At 72.0% G+C, this 18,039-nt stretch carries 19 protein-coding genes; 11 read left to right on the plus strand and 8 right to left on the minus strand.

The window, feature by feature from the left end; all coding sequences use genetic code 11:
- Positions 1 to 892 precede the first annotated feature (892 nt).
- Complete coding sequence (locus tag IF655_RS04280) at positions 893 to 1,471, plus strand: suppressor of fused domain protein (RefSeq protein WP_199582137.1); 579 nt, start codon at positions 893 to 895, stop codon at positions 1,469 to 1,471.
- A 19-nt stretch (positions 1,472 to 1,490) separates the two neighbouring features.
- On the opposite strand, the gene IF655_RS04285 is transcribed toward IF655_RS04280, so the two are convergent.
- Positions 1,491 to 2,780, minus strand: coding sequence for an MFS transporter (locus IF655_RS04285; protein WP_199582138.1), 1,290 nt, complete (start codon positions 2,778 to 2,780; stop codon positions 1,491 to 1,493).
- A 104-nt stretch (positions 2,781 to 2,884) separates the two neighbouring features.
- A complete protein-coding gene (locus tag IF655_RS04290; RefSeq protein ID WP_199582139.1) occupies positions 2,885 to 3,286 on the minus strand; it encodes a DUF3224 domain-containing protein in 402 nt (133 codons plus the stop codon).
- Here IF655_RS04290 and IF655_RS04295 point away from each other — a divergent pair.
- Complete coding sequence (locus IF655_RS04295; protein ID WP_199582140.1) at positions 3,285 to 3,434, plus strand: hypothetical protein; 150 nt, start codon at positions 3,285 to 3,287, stop codon at positions 3,432 to 3,434. The genes IF655_RS04290 and IF655_RS04295 overlap by 2 nt on opposite strands.
- Positions 3,435 to 3,549: 115 nt before the next feature.
- Here the strand turns inward: IF655_RS04295 and IF655_RS04300 are convergent, their stop codons facing one another.
- Positions 3,550 to 4,356, minus strand: a complete 807-nt coding sequence (locus IF655_RS04300; protein ID WP_307814864.1) for a metallophosphoesterase — start codon at positions 4,354 to 4,356, stop codon at positions 3,550 to 3,552.
- Between the two features lie 121 nt (positions 4,357 to 4,477).
- Between IF655_RS04300 and IF655_RS04305 the strand changes: the two genes are divergently transcribed.
- Positions 4,478 to 5,029: an ABATE domain-containing protein gene (locus IF655_RS04305; protein WP_242488531.1), complete on the plus strand. Its 552-nt coding sequence runs from the start codon at positions 4,478 to 4,480 to the stop codon at positions 5,027 to 5,029.
- 73 nt (positions 5,030 to 5,102) lie between these two features.
- Here IF655_RS04305 and IF655_RS04310 read toward each other — a convergent pair whose 3' ends face one another.
- The 3 genes from IF655_RS04310 to IF655_RS04320 all read right to left on the minus strand — a co-directional run bounded on the left by IF655_RS04310 (position 5,103) and on the right by IF655_RS04320 (position 7,149).
- A complete protein-coding gene (locus IF655_RS04310; protein WP_199582142.1) occupies positions 5,103 to 5,585 on the minus strand; it encodes a phospholipase in 483 nt (160 codons plus the stop codon).
- A gap of 212 nt (positions 5,586 to 5,797) precedes the next feature.
- On the minus strand, positions 5,798 to 6,706 hold the full coding sequence (locus IF655_RS04315) for a hypothetical protein (RefSeq protein ID WP_199582143.1): 909 nt from the start codon (positions 6,704 to 6,706) through the stop codon (positions 5,798 to 5,800).
- Positions 6,703 to 7,149 carry a hypothetical protein gene (locus IF655_RS04320; RefSeq protein ID WP_242488532.1) on the minus strand — a complete coding sequence of 149 codons (447 nt, stop codon included), beginning with the start codon at positions 7,147 to 7,149 and terminating at the stop codon, positions 6,703 to 6,705. The genes IF655_RS04315 and IF655_RS04320 overlap by 4 nt, the downstream gene beginning before the upstream one ends.
- Positions 7,150 to 7,290: 141 nt before the next feature.
- Between IF655_RS04320 and IF655_RS04325 the strand changes: the two genes are divergently transcribed.
- Together IF655_RS04325 and IF655_RS04330 are read left to right on the plus strand one after the other, a co-directional pair.
- A complete protein-coding gene (locus IF655_RS04325) occupies positions 7,291 to 10,755 on the plus strand; it encodes a CHAT domain-containing protein (protein ID WP_199582144.1) in 3,465 nt (1,154 codons plus the stop codon).
- Positions 10,756 to 10,805: 50 nt separating this feature from the next.
- Positions 10,806 to 11,963 (plus strand): tetratricopeptide repeat protein, encoded by a 1,158-nt coding sequence (locus tag IF655_RS04330; RefSeq protein WP_199582145.1) that lies wholly within the window; start codon positions 10,806 to 10,808, stop codon positions 11,961 to 11,963.
- 17 nt (positions 11,964 to 11,980) lie between these two features.
- Here the strand turns inward: IF655_RS04330 and IF655_RS04335 are convergent, their stop codons facing one another.
- Positions 11,981 to 12,973: a DUF5937 family protein gene (locus IF655_RS04335; RefSeq protein ID WP_199582146.1), complete on the minus strand. Its 993-nt coding sequence runs from the start codon at positions 12,971 to 12,973 to the stop codon at positions 11,981 to 11,983.
- 70 nt (positions 12,974 to 13,043) lie between these two features.
- Between IF655_RS04335 and IF655_RS04340 the strand changes: the two genes are divergently transcribed.
- Positions 13,044 to 13,943: an oxidoreductase gene (locus IF655_RS04340; RefSeq protein WP_199582147.1), complete on the plus strand. Its 900-nt coding sequence runs from the start codon at positions 13,044 to 13,046 to the stop codon at positions 13,941 to 13,943.
- 5 nt (positions 13,944 to 13,948) lie between these two features.
- On the opposite strand, the gene IF655_RS04345 is transcribed toward IF655_RS04340, so the two are convergent.
- A complete protein-coding gene (locus IF655_RS04345) occupies positions 13,949 to 15,415 on the minus strand; it encodes an MFS transporter (RefSeq protein WP_277952646.1) in 1,467 nt (488 codons plus the stop codon).
- Positions 15,416 to 15,496: 81 nt separating this feature from the next.
- Here IF655_RS04345 and IF655_RS04350 point away from each other — a divergent pair, with 81 nt between their 5' ends.
- From IF655_RS04350 to IF655_RS04370, 5 genes are all read left to right on the plus strand, one after another.
- On the plus strand, positions 15,497 to 15,874 hold the full coding sequence (locus IF655_RS04350; RefSeq protein WP_199582149.1) for a helix-turn-helix domain-containing protein: 378 nt from the start codon (positions 15,497 to 15,499) through the stop codon (positions 15,872 to 15,874).
- Positions 15,875 to 16,007: 133 nt separating this feature from the next.
- Complete coding sequence (locus IF655_RS04355) at positions 16,008 to 16,409, plus strand: PPOX class F420-dependent oxidoreductase (protein WP_199582150.1); 402 nt, start codon at positions 16,008 to 16,010, stop codon at positions 16,407 to 16,409.
- Positions 16,410 to 16,515: 106 nt separating this feature from the next.
- Positions 16,516 to 16,860, plus strand: a complete 345-nt coding sequence (locus tag IF655_RS04360) for a hypothetical protein (protein ID WP_199582151.1) — start codon at positions 16,516 to 16,518, stop codon at positions 16,858 to 16,860.
- Positions 16,861 to 17,062: 202 nt separating this feature from the next.
- Complete coding sequence (locus IF655_RS04365; RefSeq protein ID WP_018546566.1) at positions 17,063 to 17,437, plus strand: hypothetical protein; 375 nt, start codon at positions 17,063 to 17,065, stop codon at positions 17,435 to 17,437.
- Between the two features lie 204 nt (positions 17,438 to 17,641).
- Complete coding sequence (locus tag IF655_RS04370) at positions 17,642 to 18,016, plus strand: helix-turn-helix transcriptional regulator (protein ID WP_199582152.1); 375 nt, start codon at positions 17,642 to 17,644, stop codon at positions 18,014 to 18,016.
- Positions 18,017 to 18,039: the final 23 nt, after the last annotated feature.

The raw sequence follows: 18,039 nt of genomic DNA on the forward strand, positions 1-18,039 counted from the left end.
GCGCCGTCCGGGAGGGGGTGGCCGCAGGGGGCTGCGGTGAGAGCGAGTGGTCGCGGGGGCGCTGCCGGGCGGGAGGAGGTGGTCGCGAGGGGGGCGGCTGCCGGGCAAGAGCGGGTGATCCCGGGGTCGCTGCCACGCGGGGGCGCTGCGAGAGGGCGGCTGCGGCGCGGGAGGGGCGTGGTCGCGAGGGGGGCTGAGAGGTGTGAGGGATTTGGTCGCGGGGGGGGCTGCGGCGCGGGAAGGGGGTGACTGCGAGGGGGCGGCTGCCGCGCGGGAGGGGGGCGTCGCGAGGAGGGCTGTGGGTGGGAGGGGGTGATGGCGGGAGGCGCTGCGGGGTAGGAGGGGTGGTCTCGGGGGCGCTGCTACGCGGGGGCGCTCCGAGGGGGCGGCTGCCGTACGGGAGGGGGTGGTCTCGGGGGCGCTGCCGCGCGGGAGGAGGTGGCCGCGCCGAGGCGCTACCGGGTCAGAGGGGTTGGCTGCGAGGGGGTTGGCTGCGAGGAAGCGGCTGCCGTCCGCGAGGGGGTAGCCGCGCGGGGCGCTGCCGTCCGGGAGGAGGAGGTCGCGCGGGGCGTTGCCGCGCGGAAGGAGGTGGTCACGGTCGCACTGCCGCGTGGGAGAAGGGTGGCCGCGCCGGGGCGCTGCCGGGTCAGAGGGGGTGGCTGCGAGGGGGTTCGCTGCGAGGAAGCGGCTGCCGTCCGCGAGGGGGTAGCCGCGCGGGGCGCTGCCGTCCGGGAGGAGGTGGTCTCGGGGGCGCTGCCGTCCGGGAGGGGAGGTCGCGCGGGGCGTTGCCGGGCGGGAGGGGGTGGCCAGGAGAGGGCGTAGCCGTGCGGAGGAGGGATCGTGAGGGGGCTTGGCGCGGGGGCGCTGTCGATCGTGGTGGGATGATCGCGCGGTGAGTGAGGTGAGGGAGTTGGCCGCGGAGGCCGTTGAGGCGCATGTCCGGGGGTTCTTCGCGGGGCACTCCGTGGAGGTGGTCGACTGTGATCTCGGGTCGGGGCGGCGAGAGGTCGTGCCCGGGCTGCGGGTGCTCGTCGTGGGGCCCGGTCCTCAGGGCGACGGCTGGGCTTATGTGACCGCCGGATGCTGGGCGGCGATGGAGGAGGACGGTCACGGTCTCGAGTTCGTGATGACCGCCCACGTCCGCGACCAGCGGTTCGTCGAGCTGATGGCGATGATCGCCTTCTATCACTGCGGAGGGCACCGGCTCGACCTGGAGCACAGCATGCCGATCGGTGAGCCGTGGGTCCCGGGGTCGACCTGCGATCACCTGCTGATCAGCCTGCCGTATCTCCATGGACCGGACCTTGAGCACTGTCCCGTGCCCGGCGGACACGCCCGCATCCTGTGGACCCTGCCCGTGACGACGGCCGAGATCGAGTTCCGCAGGCGCCACGGGCACGAGGCGTTGGAGCGGCGCTTCGACGAGGCGGAGATCATCCCCACCGATCCCTTCAGGGCGTCGGTTGCTTGAAACCCCCCGAGTCGCACCCCTACAACGCGGGATCACCCTCGGTGCGCCGACTCCCCGTCTCAGACACCGCAGACACTCCAGGCACTACCCCACCCGCGCCCCGGCCGGAGGCCCACCGCACAGCCGGGCCCATCGCCAGACCCGCCGTCAGGAACAGCGCGCCCAGGAGGAGCCAGCCAAGGGTGCCGCCCGAGAGGACGAGGGTGGTCAGCAGGAGCGGACCGATCAGGCGGGCCACGGCGGTACCGGCGCCGTAGAAGCCTTGGTACTGGCCCTGTTTGTCGGGTGGGGCGAGGGCGAAGCCGATTTCCCAGGAGCCGGAGCCGAGGAGCATCTCACCGAGGACCTGGACGCAGGCGGCGGCGAGGAGGACGAGCCCGGCGGTCCAGGCGGTGGTGCCGGTGGCCGACAGGGCGAAGCAGGCGCAGGCGGCGAGGAGGACGACCCCGGCGTGCCGTATCGCGCGGGACGCGGACGGCAGGTCTCTGACGCGGCCGGCCATGCGCACCTGGAAAAGGACCACGCCGACTGTGTTGACGACCAGCAGCGCCGACACAGTCCAGCTCGGCGCCTCCGTACGCTCCACGATCCATAGCGGCAGCACCACGCTGAGCAGCGGCATGTAGAGCAGCATGATCATGTTGAGCAGGGACACCAGGGCGTACGGTCGGTCGCGGAGGACCGAGAGACTCGGACCGTCCTGTCCCGCAGCCGCAGCCGCAGGCACCCCGGTCGGCAGTCGCAGGCGCGTCAGCACCGCCGCCGCCACGAGGAAGCTCGCCCCGTCCGCCGCCAGCGCCGTCAGATACGACGCCTCCGTGTCGAGCCGCAGCGCGATACCGCCCAGCGCGGCGCCGAGGGCCAGCCCGGCGTTGACGGTGGACTGGAGGTACGCCCGGGTCTCGGTCCGCCGCGCCGGTTCGACCAGCCCGGCGAGCAGCGCCTGCCGTGCCGCCCCGAGCCCGCACTGGCAGCAGGTGTACGCGCACACGGCGACCAGGAACGCCGGGTACGAGCGGACGAAGAGGAACGATCCCACGGCAAGCCCCGTCGCCACGGACATGAGGATGGCGATGCCGCGCGGACCCCGCCGGTCCGCGAGATGACCGAGCGGCACCCCGGCGACGGCACCGAGCGCCCAGCCCAGGGTGAGCGCGGCGCCGATCCGGGTCGGACTCAGCCCGACGATCCGGCTGAAGTACAGCACCGAGCAGACGTAATACGCGCCGTCGCCGACGGAGTTCGTCAACTGGGCCAGCGCGAGCGTGCGCGCGGGCCCGCCGGGCGGGACGATCCGGATGAAGCGCACGTACGTTCCTCTCGGTCGGTGGCTCGCTGTCCGTGACTCGCTGTCCGTGGCTCGCTCGTCGGAGTGCCGGAGGGGTGACCGGCGGGGTCAACTCACCAACGTTTTCAGTCCAGTTCGTAGTCGAACCAGATCCGGTGGGTGCCGTCGATCTCGAGGCCGCCGGTGCCGGAGATGCCGGTGAGGTCGCCGGTACCGCTCGACGGGACGATGACGAAGAACCGCGCGGAGCGGTCGCTGCCCGTGGTGGTCGCGGAATGCGCGAAGTTGAACGCACCCTCGCGCCCGTTCAGCGAGCCTTCGAAGGACTCCATCGCCACATACGTGCCGACCCCCGTCGCCTGGTCGAACGCGGCGGTGAACAAGGTCGCCGCCCGCCCGACGACCTCGCCCTCGAAGTGCTTCTCCATCCGCGCGACCCCGACCGGGAGACCGGTGGTGACGACCGGGTCCACAGTCACCTCGGTCGGCACGAACGCCTTCACCGTGAACGTTCCCTCAGCTCTCATGGGCCGACCGTATCCCCCGGGTCTGACATCAGGGCCGACCACCGCCCTGACCTGCCACGTCTCCGCCGTGGTGCTCTGGCGCGGTGATCCGCGAGAGGCGGACGGGCGTCACCTCGTCGAATGGACCGTCGACGACGCCATCCGGTAGAGCCGGAACGCCCGACCGGCCGCTGCCGCCGAGCCCGAACTCCGGCAGGAGGGGTGCGGATCGACGTCGGATCGGAGAGCGTCGCCCTGTATCCCTACCGGACCTGAGCGCTCTGTCAGCCGCAGGTGCGGAAGTGCGAGGTCAGTCGCGCTCCGACGGCAGACGAAACCAAGTCGGCCGAGCTGTCGGCGCGTTCGGTCGGCAACTCGATGACGTGCACCGCGTACCCGGGCGGTGCCGTCCGGTCGATCACCTCGCCCCACTCCTCGCCCTCCGTCTCCCAGCCGAGCCGGAGGGTGGACGTGACACCGGGGCCGAGGGCGAGCGGACGGCCCGCGAAGGTCGTCACGCTGGCGGAGTGGGCGTGGCCGCCGAACACCGCGACGATCTGCGGGTGTTCGGAGAGCAGCGCGGCCAGCTCGTCGGCGTTGTCGAGCATGATGGAGTCGATCAGACCGCCTCCGAGCTCGACGGGCGGCTGGTGCAGGGCGAGGGCGACCGGTGTGCCCGGGGGCAGGGCGTCGCGGATCGTCGCCCGCACCCAGTCCGCCGTCTCGTCGGCAAGGTGCCCCTCGTCGCGACCGGGCACGATCACGTCGAGCATGAGGACGGCGAGGGGTCCGACCCGGTGGAGCCGGTTGACCGGCGCGTCGGAGGCGGGTTCTCCGAGGAGGACCTTGCGGTAGGGACCGCGCACGTCGTGATTGCCGGGCAGGCACAGCACGGGCGCGGGGAAGTCCGCCAACAGCCGTACGGCGGACTCGTATTCCGCCTCGGTGCCGTGGTCCGCGATGTCCCCGGTGACCAGCAGCGCGTCGAACGGGCCCGGCATGGACCGCAGTCGGTCGAGCACCCGAACGGCACGCTCCTCGGCGCGGGCGCCGCCGTCGAGGTGGAGGTCGCTGACGTGCGCGAGGGTCACGCGTGAACTCCCGCGTGCCACATACGCCTTGCTCGTGCCCCCCGTTGCCGTTTCCTGCGTCATGACGCCACCCCTCGTCTCGTTCTAACGGTAGGGTTGACCATAACCGTTAGGAGCCTCCATGGAAACCACGCCACCCGAGACCGCCGTCATGAACCTCTCACCGTTCGACCTGACGGGCACCCTCCACCACGACGGGCGCGGTGGCGTGACCGACGATCTCGCCACCCGCTCGGGGTTTCTGGCCTGGGCACCGCCCGGCACCCCCGAAGGGCTCCGGGACGAGGTCATCGACGTACGGCGAGCGGTCCGCGCCCTGTTCGCGTACGCCACCGGCCGCGAGGGCTCCCGAGCCGACCCGAGCCTCTCGCGGGCGGAGGCGGTCGCGCTGCTGAACCACTACGCGAGCCGGGAACGCGTGACGGTGCATCTGGACTGGCCGACCTCTGACGCGGCTCCGCTCCTGCGGCTCACGGGGACTACCGACCTGCCCGCCCAACTCGCCCGGTCAGCCGTCGAGTTCCTGGCCGGACCACTGCGCCAGCGACTGCGAGCCTGCCCCGCCCCTCGCTGCGTCCGCTACTTCGTCCAGGACCACGGCAGGCAGGCGTACTGCAAGGCGTCCTGCGCCAACAGGGCACGCGCGGCACGGCATTACGCGAGGAACCGTTAGGCGCGGCGGACACGGCAACGGCAGGGCCGGTACGGGGCGACCGACCCTGCCGTCAACTGCACCGGGATTACGACTACTTGCCCGCCGTCGCCTTGGCAGCCTTGAAGCCGAAGATGCTGACCGCCTGGTAGTAGGTCCAGGCGGTCGAGTTGCAGCTCGTCTTGGTGGCGCCGGAGTAGTTGTTGCAGACGCGCTTGAGGTCCTCGTAGAAGGCGGAGTCGAGGCGGGACTTGTTGGCGTCGAAGGCACCGGCGGCCTTGTAGTTGCGGTAGCCGAAGTCGTGGCGGGCGCAGGGGGTCTGGAACGGGAAGCCGAAGGGGTTGTCCGGCGAGGAGCTGCAGTAGTCCGTGGACCAGTCGAAGCCGTAGGCCGCCCACTGACCCTGGTTCGACCGGGCGGCGTACCAGGCGTTGTAACTGGCCGCGCTGGTCTGCGTCCAGGAGCTGAGCACCTGCATCTTGTCGGCGGGGGCGGCCGATGCCGAGGTGGCCGGGACGAGGACCGCGGGGAGCGCGAGAGCGGCGACGACGAGGGGAGCGGCAAGACGACGATGCATGAAGACCTCCGGTGTGTGGGGCCCGTGAGTGCTCGCGGGGTTCGCGAAGCGGGCTCAGCTTGGCCCAGGAGTGCCCCCATGAACAGTCCATGTCAAAAAATAAATGGCCCGAATTCCGCTGCCCGACATCGCCAAGTTCCGCAAAATTCGCCAAATCTACGCGAGTTGACAAGCCATCAGGCAGACGACACCGGCAGGACTGCCGGCCCGGCTCAGTCCGGCTTGCTCAGCAGCCGCGTCACGCTGTCGCCGACCTCCGCCGTGATCCGTCCCTCGCACTCCACCCCGACCGCCGTCGCCAAATCCCGCCCGTGCAAGTCCGCCAGCGCCTCCGCGAGTTCCGCGAAGGACGCGGCAGCGGTGCGGCCACGGGACAGTCCCGTCAGGGCGGTTGCCACGCCGATGAACGCGGCGGGCCACCACCAGATCGCCAGCAGGAGGTAGGCCACGCCCCAGGCGCTCAGCCGGGCCGCCGCGCTCAAGGCGCGGCGCGCGGTGCTCAGTTCCGTACGGGTGCTGTCGGGCGCGAGGAGCCACAGGTGTGGCCAGGCGGTGGTGAGGTCGAGGCGGTAGGCGCGCCAGACGCGCTGGTCCGGCGCCGTGACCCGGTCCCCCGTCCAGAAGGGGTGCCGGGGGCGGACCAGGGCGATCCGGTTGCGCTCGGCGTAGCGCGCCTCCGCCTCGCCGGTCAGGGCGTCGGCGCCGTCCCGGCCGCGCAGCCGGGCGCGTCCGGCGGCGACCAGCGCCGTGCGGTAGTCGGTGTCGGCGGTGCGCCAGCGGCGCAGTCGGCGTGCGGTCAGCAGGCGGGTCAGCGGACCTCGGGGCGCCATGAGCCAGGTCCGCTCGATCAGGGCGCCGAGCGCCTGCGCGGCGGTGCCGGTCAGCGCGGCCCCGGCCAGCACGGCGACCGCCGCGACCGCGAGGGCGCCCGGGCTGTGGGCGCCGGGCGCCTCCGCCAGGGAGTCCAGGCGGGTCCGCAGCCGCCCGGTGTCGTTCCAGTGGCTCTGGCCGAGGGTGACCGCCGTGGCCAGCGCCACCAGGTACACCAGGCCCGGGATGGCCAGCAGGGCGAGCCAGCGTTCGGCCAGCTTTCCGCTCAGCGCGCCGAGGAACGCGTTCACGGACGGTGCAGCCCGAACTCGCGCAGCGCCTCGCCGAAGATCCGGCAGGCCGGACGGTCCTCGTCCTCGGACGGCGGTGCCTCGACGCGGGCGCAGTGGCCGCGCGGGCAGGTGAGTACGTGCAGCGGCGGGTGTCCGGGTCCGCTGCCGGGGAAGCGCTGGTACGGCGGCGGGGTGTCCGTGCGGTAGGAGCCGAGTCCGGCGCTGAGTCCGGAGGCGAGGAGCAGGTCCTCCAACTCGTCGAAGTCGTCCTCCAGTTCCTCGGGGGCGCGACCGCCGCGCACCTCCGACGTGATGTGCTCGATCAGGAGGCGTACCGGCGGATCGAGGTCCGCCGTGCCCGGGGAGGCGGTGAGCCGATGGCACAGGGCGGCCAGCCGCTCGTGCCCGAATTCGTCCACCTCCGCACCGGAACCGCCCGTGCCGTCACCGAGTCCGCCCATCACCGCACCTCCAGGGATTCAGCCGGTGGCAAGCTCACCACAACGAGCGTGACAGCGGGGCTTCCCGGGTAAAATCGGGCTTCGGAGTTCCCGCCGCGCGCCAAGGTCGAGAGCCCGCAGTGAGCCGCACGGGGGCGGACGATGGCAGACGTCAATGGACCGGACAGGGAGACACTCGAACGGGTCGTCGCGCTGGTCGGACACTTCCAGCGCACGGGTGACCGCCGCCCGCTGGACAGCGGAGTCGAGATCTGCCGGGCGGTGCTGCGGACGGAGCCCGCCGCCGCCCACGTGCGGACCACCTGGGAGTCGACGCTGCGGCTGACCCTGGTGCTGCGCTGGACGGGCTTCCACGACCGCCGCGATCTGGACGAGTCGATCGAGCTGGGCCACCGGCTGATCGTGCGGAGCACCGTGCGCGAGCAGGATCTGCGTCTGCTGGGCCGCATGCTCGCCGACCGCTTCGAACTCGACGGCGACCGGGCCGACATGGAGACCGCGATCACGGTGTCACGGCGCGCCGCCGAGATGCCCGAGGACGGTACGAACCAGCCCTCCGCGACCTTCGACACCCTGTCCACCCTGCTGCTCGCACGCGCCAGGCTCACCGGCAGCCCGACCGATCTCGCCGAGGCGGAGCGGTTGCAGCGGCACGCACTGAGCCTGCTGACCGACGTTCCCGAGAACGCCGAGAGCATCGCGGCTCTCCGCAACAATCTGGCGTCCACGCTCAACCACGCCGTCAGAACCCACCGTTCGCCGGATGTCGCGCGTGAGGCCGTGGCACTGTCGCGGGCGGTCCTCGCGGCAACACCCATCGGACATCCCCGCCGGACGACGGCACTGCTCAATCTCGCCACGGCGTCCGTCGCCAGAGCCGAACTCACCGGCGCGGCCGCCGACATCGAGGACATGGTGGCGGACGCCCGGGCAGCGGTCGCCGTCACACCGCCGGGCCATCCCTCGCGCACCCGCGCCGCGGCCGAACTCGGCGTCGCCCTGCGCATCGCCTCCGAACACACCGAGGACACCGCGCTGCTGGGCGAGTCCGTCACGCTGCTGCGCGAGGCGGTCGAGGGCACCGACCCGGACAGCACGCTGCTCCCCCAGCGGCTGAACAGCCTCGGCAACGCCCTGCACCGTCTCGGTGGACGCACCGGCGACGCGGTACTGCTGGACCAGTCGGTGGAGATCCTGCGCGCCGCCGTCGCGGAACCGTCCCCCGAACTCCCCGACCACTTCGGCCGCTTGACCAACCTGGCCGTGGCGCTGCGCGAGCGCTATCACCAGACCGGCGATCTCGACGCCCTGCGCGAGGCGGCCGAACTGGCCAGGTCCGCCCGGCGATTCCCGCACTCCCCGCAGCAGTCCGCCCTGCACCTGGCCAACCTCGGTGTCGTCCTCCAGACCTGGTACGACCGTACGGCGGACCCGAGCGCCGCCCTCGAAGCCGTCGAGACGGCCCGGCAGGTCATCGCCCTCGCCCCAGGGGACTCCGCCGAGCGCGCCTCCCATCTGAACCACCTCGGCAACGCCCTCCACGAGCGGTTCCTGAGCCATGGCGACCCGGCAGACCTCGACGAGTCCGCCGAGATGCTGAACCTCGCGGTGGAGGGCACGGCGTACGGCAGCCCGGAGCACGCGAGTTACCTGCACAACCTGGGTCTCACCCAGCTCACCGCGGCCCGTTTCGCGGAGGACCCGGCGCTCCTGGACCGTGCGGTGTCCACGCTCGGCCGGGCGGTGTGGGCTTCCGCCACCGGCGCGGCGCACACCGCCCTGTATCTCCAGTCGTACGCCTCAGCGTTGCGCACCCTGCATCTCGTGGACGAGGACCCCGCGGTCCTGCGCGCGGCCGAGGACGCCTACCGGCAGGTCGCCCGGATCGAGGCGCTGCCCGCCGCGCGACGCGTCCTGGCCGCGTACGACTGGGGCGCGGCGGCGGCCGACGGGGGTCGGTGGGAGGAGGCACTCGAAGGGTTTGAACTGGCCCTCGCGCTGCTGCCGTTCAGCATCACGCGGCGGCTCGCGCGCGACGACCAGGAGCACGAGCTGATCAGCGTGCAGGGGCTCGCCGCCGACGCCGCCGCGTGCGCCGTGCAGCTCGGCAAGCCCAAGCACGCCGTTCTGCTTCTGGAGCAGGGGCGCGGGGTGCTGCTCGGGCAGGCGATCGCCGAGCGGTCCGAGTGGGAGCGGCTGCGCGCCGAACATCCGCTGACCGCCGAGCGGTTCACGCATCTGCGGCGGCTCATCGAGCTGACCGACTCCGACACGCCCGCCGAGGGCGCGGACACGGCGGGCATCGCGGATCTGCGGCACACCCTCGCGGCACGGTGGGAGCAACTGGTCACCGCGATCCGCGCGTTGCCCGGCTTCGGGAACTTCCTCGGCGCGCCGACCTACGCCGAGGTGCTGGCCTGCGCCGGGGACGGCCCCGTCGCGGTGGTGTACTCCAGCGTCTACCGGAGCGATGCCCTGATCGTGCGGCCGGACGGTGTGACGCCGGTGCCCCTGCCCGGGGCGACTCCCGAGGCACTGGACGGACAAGTGACGCGGCTGAACAGCGCGTTGGAGACCGCCGCCGTGCCCGGACGGGAGCGGGAGGCACAGGGCGCCATCGGTGAGGTGCTGGGCTGGACGTGGGATCACGTCACGGAGCCGGTGCTCCGCGAGCTGGGGCTGCTCGACCGGCCCGCCGACGGCGCCTGGTCCCGGCTGTGGTGGTCACCGGGCGGTGCGCTCGCTGCGCTGCCGCTGCACGCGGCGGGCCACCACGAGGAGCCGCCGGAGCCGGAAACTGTTCCGCAGCCGCAGACCGACCTTCGCCCCCGGACCGACCTACGCCCCGAGACCGACCCTGAACCCCACACCGACCCCCGACCCGAGACCGACCCCCGCCCGCAGACCGTGCTCGACCTGGTCGTCTCGTCCTACACCCCGACCGTCCGTGCCCTGGCCTACGCCCGCTCCCGCGCGTCCGGTCCCCAGCCGCCGGGCGGACTGCTCGCGGTGGTCGTGCCCGACGCGCCCGGCACCCGGCCCCTCGGCGGCGTCCGCCGGGAGGTGCGGGAGCTGCGCGCCCTGTTCCCGACCCCCGGCGTGCTCGCGGGACCGCGCGCGACACGCGACAACGTGCTGAACGTCCTGCCCGCCCACCCGTATGTGCACTTCGCCTGTCATGGGGTGAGCGACCCGGAGAATCCGTCCCGGGCGCGACTGCTCGTGCACGACCACCTGGAACAGCCGCTGACGGTGCGTCACATCTCGCGCCTCGAACTGGCCAACGCCCGGCTCGCGGTGCTGTCGGCGTGCGACACGGCACGGGGTTCCGGGCTGCTGGCGGACGAGGCGATCCACATCACCTCGGCGTTCCAGATCGCCGGATACCCGCACACGATCGGCACGTTGTGGCCCGTGCACGACGCGGTGGCGGTCCGCGTGACCAGAAGCCTCTACCGAGGGCTGCGAACCGGGATACCGGCCGCGGCGCTCGCCCTCGACACGGACCGGGCGGCGCTCGCGCTGCACCACGCCGTACGACAGTGCCGTACCGCCTTCCGGAACAGCCCCAGCCTGTGGGCGGCCCATGTGCACTCGGGAGCCTGATCTGCCGGAAGACACGAAGAGGAAGCCGACGAAAAGGAGTTGGTCGCGACATGGCCCCCTTGTGGCGCAGGAAGCGCGACGACGAACCACCGCAGCGGCCACCGGCGACCCCCGCCGATCCCGAGGAACCTCGCGCGGCCGATCTGGTGGTGACGCTGCTGAACGACGACGGCGGGGAGGAGGAGATCGTCCGGGTCGGCATCCCGCCGCACGAGTTCTACGGCATGAAGGCGAACGCCGCCTACGAACGGCTCGGTCCCGACCACCCCGAGACCCTGCTGGCGTTCCGCGACTACGCCCGTGCGCTGGCGCGGATGGAGGGGCGTCAGCAGGAGGCGCTCGAACGCCTCATGGACCTGGTACGCCTCCAGTCGGAGCTGCTCGGCTACGTCCACGTGGACACCCTGACGACCGCCGCCGACATCGCCGACCTCCTGGAGAGCACGGGTGATCCCGGCAAGGCGGAGGAGGTGTGGCGCAGCGTGTGGACCAGCCGGGCGGAGCTGCTCGGCCGCGATCACCCGGACACCCTGGACAGTGCGACCCGTCTGGCCCAGACCCTGGAGGACCTCCGCCGTGAGCCCGAGGCGTTGGGGCTCCGCCGGGACGTGCTGGAACGCCGCAGGCGGCAGCTCGGGCCCGACCACCCCCTGGTGCTGTCGGACACCGGGCGGCACGCCGCCGCACTGGTCAAATGCGGTCGCTGGGCCGAGGCGGAGCCGGAACTTCGCTCCCTCGTCGCCCAGTTGGAGCGGCGCGGCGAACGCGACGGCGAGGTCGGTCTCGCCGCCCAGGCGAACCTGGGGGCAGCGCTCTGCCGCCTGGAGCGGCTCGACGAGGCCGAGGCGGTGATGCGTACCGTCCTCGCCACCCAGCAGCGGGTCAAGGGCGCCGCGGACCCGGCGGCGCAGGGCACCCGCAACAACCTCGCGGCGGTCCTGCACGCCCGGGAGCGGTACGGCGAGGCTGCCGTGCTCCTGCGCGAGGTGCTCTCCGAGGTCATCCGGAGGAAGGGTGACCGTCATCCCGACACCTTCCACGCTCGCGACAACCTGGCCAACGTCCTGATCGACGCGGGCGAGCGCGCCGAGGCAGCCGACCTGCTGCGCCGCTGCCAGTCCGACTACGCCCGCGTGTTCGGTCCGAACCACCCGCTGACCCGGACGGCCGCCGAACGGCTCGCGTGGCTCCGGGACAACCCCGCCTAGCGACCGGACCTTCGGCGTCAGGAGGAGGCGTTGAGGAGGGTCTCGGCGGCGGCGGTGCGGGCGTAGAGCACGGAACGTCCGGCGCGATGGGCGCTGACCAGCCCCGCGTCGCGCAGCGCGGTGAGGTACTGGGACACCCCGGCCGGGGAGAGTCCGGTGCGGTGGGACAGGTCGGTGGTGGAAGCCGGGGTCGCCAGCTCGGTCAGCAGCAGCGTGCGTGAACGGCCGAGCACGGGGACGAGGGCACGGGCGCCGGTGGTGGTCGTCCGCGTCTCCCACAGCGTGCCGATGCCCCGTGCCGGATAGGCGAGTTGGGGCGCGTCCGGCGGGCTCACCTGGGTGCGCAGTCCGGGTCCGGTGAACACGGAGGGGATCAGCAGCAGCCCCGCGCCCACGGACGGGCGGGGCATGTTCCGCTTCCGGCGGACCAGCGTGAGCGCGTTGTCGTCCCAACTCATCGAGGGATGGAGGTCGTTGAAGAGCCGTCCCGCGCCGTGCTCGGCGACCGTACGGGCCCGGTGGAACACGTCGGCGTCCAGTACGGCCCTGATCCGCGCCCAGTACGGGGCGAGGGCCAACTCCCAGTAGGTCTCGATCTCTTGGGTGAGCCTGGCCAGGCGCGCGGGCGGGTCGGCGCGCAGGCTCGACAGGCGGGGGCCGAGGTGTCCCTGGTGGCGCGCGAGATGGTCGAGGTCCCGGCGTATCCGGTCGGTGGGCGAGGTCCGGATCGCGTCCCACTCGGACGCGGGTGTGGGGGCAGGCTCAAGGGGAGCGGGGGTGAGGAAGTCGGGCACGTAGCCGGACGATCCGATCAGCTCGGCCAGCCATCCTCGGTCCAGACCGGCGGCGAGCACGCGTGGCCGCGCCTGCTGGATCCAGGGGCGGTGCACCGGGTGCGCCGTGTCCGACATCAAGAGCCGGAAGCTGGGCGCGACCTCCCACATCGGGGAGACGGCGAACCGCACCTTCGCCAGGTCGTTCGCCGAGAACGCCAGTTCCGCCACGACCATCGCCTCCCGGAGGATTCAGACATGCCTTAATCAATGGTCCGCCAGGCTAGCGTGCGCCGATCATCCCGCCATGACCTCACAGACGATCACCGCGGCGGCAGCGGGCACCTGGAAGCTCGGGGACCGTACGGTCCACCGGATCGGATTCGGCACGATGCGCCTCCCCCAGCACGGCGAGGCGCTCGTGCCCGACGCCGTCCCGCGCGACCGCGACCAGGCCGTCGCGGTGCTGCGCCGGGCGGTCGAACTCGGCGTGAACCACCTCGACACCGCCGCCTTCTACTTCTCGCCCCTGCGCTCCGCCAACGAGCTGATCAACCGCGCCCTCGCGCCCTACCCGGACGACCTCGTCATCGCCACCAAGGTCGGTCCCGGCCGCGACCCGTCGGGCGACTGGCTGCCCCACGCCACCCCCGAGCGGCTGCGCGGCCAGGTCGAGGAGAACCTGCGCCAGCTCGGCCGCGACCACCTCGACGTGGTCAACCTGCGCATCGTCGGCACCGATTCCATCGCCGACCGCTTCGGCGCGCTCGCCGAACTGCGCGACGCCGGGCTCGTCCGGCACCTCGGTCTGTCCAACGTCCGCCCCCACCACCTCGCGGAGGCGCAGGCGATCGCACCGGTGGTGTGCGTCCAGAACATGTACGGCATCGGCGCGTCGCCCGAGCAGGAGGAACTCCTGCGGATCTGCGGCGAACAGGGCATCGCGTTCGTGCCGTTCTACTCGATCGCGGGCAGCGGACGTACGGTCGGCGCCCCCGCGCACGACAGCGATCAGGTGCACGCCGTAGCCCGCGCCCGTGGGGTGAGCGCGGCGCAGGTACGGCTGGCGTGGACGCTGCACCGCGGGTCGCACGTCCTGGCCATCCCCGGCACCGGCGACCTCGACCACCTCGCCCAGAACGTGGCGGCCGGCTCGCTGCGCCTGTCCGAGGACGAACTGGCCGATCTCCAGCGCGCGACGGCGTGACCGGGTCATGGGGCGGCGTTCTCGGTGACCGGCTTTCCCTCGGTCGCCGGGCGTCGCACCGTGGCGCGGGACCGCAGCAGGGTGGCGGCGAGGAGGAGGGCGACGGCGACGAGGCAGGCACCGGCACGGAAGGCGAGCCGGTAACCGCCCGTGAGAGCAAATGAGTTGCTCGCGCCGTCGCCCAGCAGGGTGTCCGTGTGCGCGGTGGCGAGGGTGGTCAGGACCGCGAGCCCGAAGGCGCTGCCGATCTGCTGCATGGTGTTGAACATGCCGGACGCGATCCCGGAGTCCTGGGGCGTGGCCGCCGACATCGCGAGCGTGGCCAGGGACGGCATCGCGAGACCGAAGCCGATGCCGAGGGGCAGCAGCGCGGGGAGGACGTCCACGGCGTAGCTCCCGTCGGCCGGTACGCGGCCGAGCGCGGCGAGACCCGCGGTGATGAGCACGAGTCCGGGGAGGAGTACGGCGCGGGGTCCGAAGCGTGCGATCAGGCGGGGCGCGAGACTTAGGGAGAGCGCGCCGATCGAGACGGAGACCGGGAAGAGCCCGAGCCCGGTGCGCGTCTCGTCGAAGCCGAGCACCTTCTGGAGGTAGAGCACGCACAGGAACTGGAAGCTGAACATCCCGGCGACCATGAGCGCCTGGATGCCCAGCGCGCCCGAGACGTCGCGCGAGCGGAACACCCGTAGCGGCAGGAGGGGATGGGACGCCGTCGCCTGGCGGGCGACGAAGGCCAGGAGCAGGGCGAGTGCGGCGGCGCCGCGGCTCAGCGTGTGGGCGGAGGTCCAGCCGTGGTCGGTGGTGCCGACGATCGTGTAGACGCCGAGCATGAGGGCGGAGGTGACCAGCAGCGCACCCACCGCGTCGGTGCCCTTGCCGAGACCGACCCCGGGCTCCGGGGCGAGGACCCGTACGGCCGCCAGCGCTGCCGCGATGCCGATCGGGACGTTGACGAAGAAGATCCAGTGCCAGCCGACGGTCTGGGTCAGGGCGCCTCCGGCAAGGAGACCCAGCGAGCCACCGGCGGACTGGACGAAGCTGTAGACGCCGATGGCCCTGGCCCGTTCCCTCGGCTCCGGGCACAGGGTGACGACCATGCCGAGCGTGACGGCGGAGGTCACCGCGCCGCCGACGCCCTGGACGAACCGGAAGCCGAGCAGCGTCGCCGGGTCCTGCGACACACCGCACAGCAGCGAGGCGGCCGTGAAGAGGCTGAGGCCGGTGACGAAGACGCGCTTGCGTCCGACGAGGTCGCCGAGGCGTCCGGAGAGCAGCAGCAGACCGCCGAAGGGGACCAGATAGGCGTTGACCACCCAGGCAAGACCGGACGAGGAGAAGCCGAGGTCTCCCTGGATGGCGGGCAGCGCCACGCTCACGACGGTCCCGTCGAGGATGACCATCAACTGCCCGGCGCAGAGCACGGCCAGCGCCGACCACCGTGAAGTCCCTGCGGATGTGTGGGTTCGCCACATGTGGATTCCCTCCCATGGTGCACGACTTGTTACAGCGGTCATCGTCTGTAACCATGGCGCGCGGCGGAAGGAGGCACTTTCGTGTCACACAGTCACACCGATGTGTCCGACCAGGTCAGCAACGAGGCGTGCCCGCTGACCGAGGTCCTCGACCATGTCGCGGGCAAGTGGAGCATCGGCATCATGGTCGCCGCCGCGCACGGACCGGTCCGGTTCACCGAGCTGGAGCGCGCCATCGCGGGCATCAGCCGCCGGATGCTGACCCTGAACCTGCGCAAGCTGGAACGCGACGGTCTGCTCGTCCGGACCGTCTACCCCACCGTGCCGCCCAAGGTGGAGTACACCCTCACGCCCATGGCCCGCGAACTCCACGCGACCCTCGCCGGACTCGTCGGCTGGGCGGAACGGCACCGGGCGGACATCACCGCCGCGCGCGCCGCGTACGACGCCGCGCCCTGAGGGTCCTCGACGACGGCGCCGGGGCGACGGCGCCGGGGCAACGCCCCTTCGGCGAGGGCGACGCCCGTCGGCGGTGCGGGAGGCGGTCCCGGATACGGTGGCCCTCTCAGCGAACAGATCCGGGAGAAGCCCCATGCCCGTCCCCCTCGGCCAGGACCTGGTGGCGCTGCTGCGCCGCCCCAGCACCTGCTACATCGCGACCACGATGCCCGACGGCTCGCCCCAGCTCACCCAGACCTGGGTGGACACCGACGGCGAGTACGTCCTGATCAACAGCGTCGAGTCGCACCAGAAGACCCGCAACATCGAGCGCGACCCGCGCGTCGCCGTCGCGGTCTCCGACCCCTCGGACCCCTCGAACTACGTCCAGATCCGCGGCCGGGTCGTGAAGGTGACCAAGGAGGGCGCGGTCGAGCACATCGAGGCGCTCTCGCAGAAGTACCTCGGCGGCCCGTACCCGTGGTTCGGCGGACGCGACCAGGTCCGGGTGATCTACGTGATCCAGCCGGAGCGGATCAGCAGCCCGCGCGGCTGACGTCGTCGGCGTCCTGCGGCGCGGCTCGCGCGGCTGCGGGACGCCCGCCTCAGAGTCTGCTCAAGTCGCTTGGCGGACCCTCCTGTTGACCCGCACGATGATCCGCATGACCGACATCAAGCACCTCAAGGATCTCACCGGCAAGCGCGAGTTCGCCCTGGTCGTCCGGGACACGGACCTGGTGACGGCGGCACTGCGGCAGGCGCTCGCGGATGCCGCGCCCGAGGAACGCCCGGGTCTGGAGCGGGCGTTGGCGGTCGTCGCGGACGCCGGTACCGCCGACGACGAACGGCTCTGCGCCCGCTGGTTCCGGGACCGGCTGGCCGCCACCGGATTCACGGGGGACATCGGCTCGGTCGCCGCCCTGAAGGCGCTGCGCCAGGCGGAGCGAGGGCTCGGTCTGCTGACGGCGGTCCGGCTGCAGAAGGCGGCGGTGGCTCACCCGGAGTGACGGTCGAGTCCACGCCATACGGTCAACTTCCGTCACTCGACGCCCAATTGTGCTCGGTGAGCGATCAGCAATCGACACCAGCCCGTCAACAAACGTCACTCCCGAAGACCTTCGCACCAGCCGCGGTGCGGCTCGCCTAGCGTGCGGGCACCGGGCGGATCACGTCGCACCGGTTCGGACGAGGTTCAAGGGGAGGATCACCATGGCGAGTGTCGAGGTTTCGCTGAAGGAGATGATGGCCGGGGTCGAGGGCGCCGTGGGGGCGGCGGTGGTCGACTACACCAGCGGCATGGCCCTGGGCACCCTGGGTGGGGGCAAGGACCTGGACCTGAACATCGCGGCGGCGGGGAACACGGACGTGATCCGCGCCAAGGTCCGCACGATGGAGGAGCTGGGGCTCAAGAGCCAGATCGAGGACGTGCTGATCACGCTCGGTTCGCAGTACCACCTGATGCGGCTGGTCACCGGCCGCAACGGCAACGGTCTCTTCCTCTACCTGGTGCTGGACAAGTCGCGTTCCAACCTCGCGATGGCCCGCCACCAGCTCAAGCGCGTCGAGGAACAGCTTGAGGTCTGACGTCTTCTCCTGTCCCGGGCCGACGCATGCCCATGATGTGAAGACTTCTTCAAGTCGCTACATCAGCATGATCCCAACTCGCGGTTGCGCGCGGCCCGGGACGAGAAGGATCGCCCGTACAGGGCGTATGGCACGCGGCGGCGCCCTCCGGACCGCCGCCGCGTCCTGGACCGACCGACCCCGACGCGGCAGGGAGCGAGCCCGATGCAAGTCCCCCTCTACCAGGCCAAGGCGGAGTTCTTCCGGATGCTCGGACACCCCGTGCGCATCAGGGTCCTCGAACTGCTCCAGCACGGCCCCGTGCCGGTGCGGGACCTGCTGGCGGACATAGAGATCGAGCCGTCCAGCCTCTCCCAACAGCTCGGCGTGCTCCGGCGGTCCGGGATCGTCGTGTCCATCCGGGAGGGCTCCACGGTGAGTTACGCGCTCGCCGGGGGCGACGTGGCCGAGCTGCTGCGCGCTGCCCGCCGCATCCTCACCGAGCTGCTGGCCGGGCAGAACGAACTCCTGGCGGAACTACGGCAGTCGGACGCGTCCACCGCCGACGGCCCCGCGATGCCCTCGCGTACGGCGCACTAGCGGCGCCCGTGCGCCCACCTCCC

The organism is Streptomyces sp. DSM 110735, assembly GCF_016482685.1.
Classification (GTDB): domain Bacteria; phylum Actinomycetota; class Actinomycetes; order Streptomycetales; family Streptomycetaceae; genus Streptomyces.

Bases quoted from the DNA above. Each gene is read 5' to 3' on its own strand.
- IF655_RS04295 (WP_199582140.1), top strand. From the start codon at position 3,285: ATGGGCCGACCGTATCCCCCGGGTCTGACATCAGGGCCGACCACCGCC.
- IF655_RS04290 (WP_199582139.1), bottom strand. From the start codon at position 3,286: ATGAGAGCTGAGGGAACGTTCACGGTGAAGGCGTTCGTGCCGACCGAG.
- IF655_RS04305 (WP_242488531.1), top strand. From the start codon at position 4,478: ATGGAAACCACGCCACCCGAGACCGCCGTCATGAACCTCTCACCGTTC.
- IF655_RS04310 (WP_199582142.1), bottom strand. From the start codon at position 5,585: ATGCATCGTCGTCTTGCCGCTCCCCTCGTCGTCGCCGCTCTCGCGCTC.
- IF655_RS04320 (WP_242488532.1), bottom strand. From the start codon at position 7,149: ATGGGCGGACTCGGTGACGGCACGGGCGGTTCCGGTGCGGAGGTGGAC.
- IF655_RS04325 (WP_199582144.1), top strand. From the start codon at position 7,291: ATGGCAGACGTCAATGGACCGGACAGGGAGACACTCGAACGGGTCGTC.
- IF655_RS04330 (WP_199582145.1), top strand. From the start codon at position 10,806: ATGGCCCCCTTGTGGCGCAGGAAGCGCGACGACGAACCACCGCAGCGG.
- IF655_RS04335 (WP_199582146.1), bottom strand. From the start codon at position 12,973: ATGGTCGTGGCGGAACTGGCGTTCTCGGCGAACGACCTGGCGAAGGTG.
- IF655_RS04340 (WP_199582147.1), top strand. From the start codon at position 13,044: ATGACCTCACAGACGATCACCGCGGCGGCAGCGGGCACCTGGAAGCTC.
- IF655_RS04345 (WP_277952646.1), bottom strand. From the start codon at position 15,415: ATGTGGCGAACCCACACATCCGCAGGGACTTCACGGTGGTCGGCGCTG.
- IF655_RS04355 (WP_199582150.1), top strand. From the start codon at position 16,008: ATGCCCGTCCCCCTCGGCCAGGACCTGGTGGCGCTGCTGCGCCGCCCC.
- IF655_RS04360 (WP_199582151.1), top strand. From the start codon at position 16,516: ATGACCGACATCAAGCACCTCAAGGATCTCACCGGCAAGCGCGAGTTC.
- IF655_RS04365 (WP_018546566.1), top strand. From the start codon at position 17,063: ATGGCGAGTGTCGAGGTTTCGCTGAAGGAGATGATGGCCGGGGTCGAG.
- IF655_RS04370 (WP_199582152.1), top strand. From the start codon at position 17,642: ATGCAAGTCCCCCTCTACCAGGCCAAGGCGGAGTTCTTCCGGATGCTC.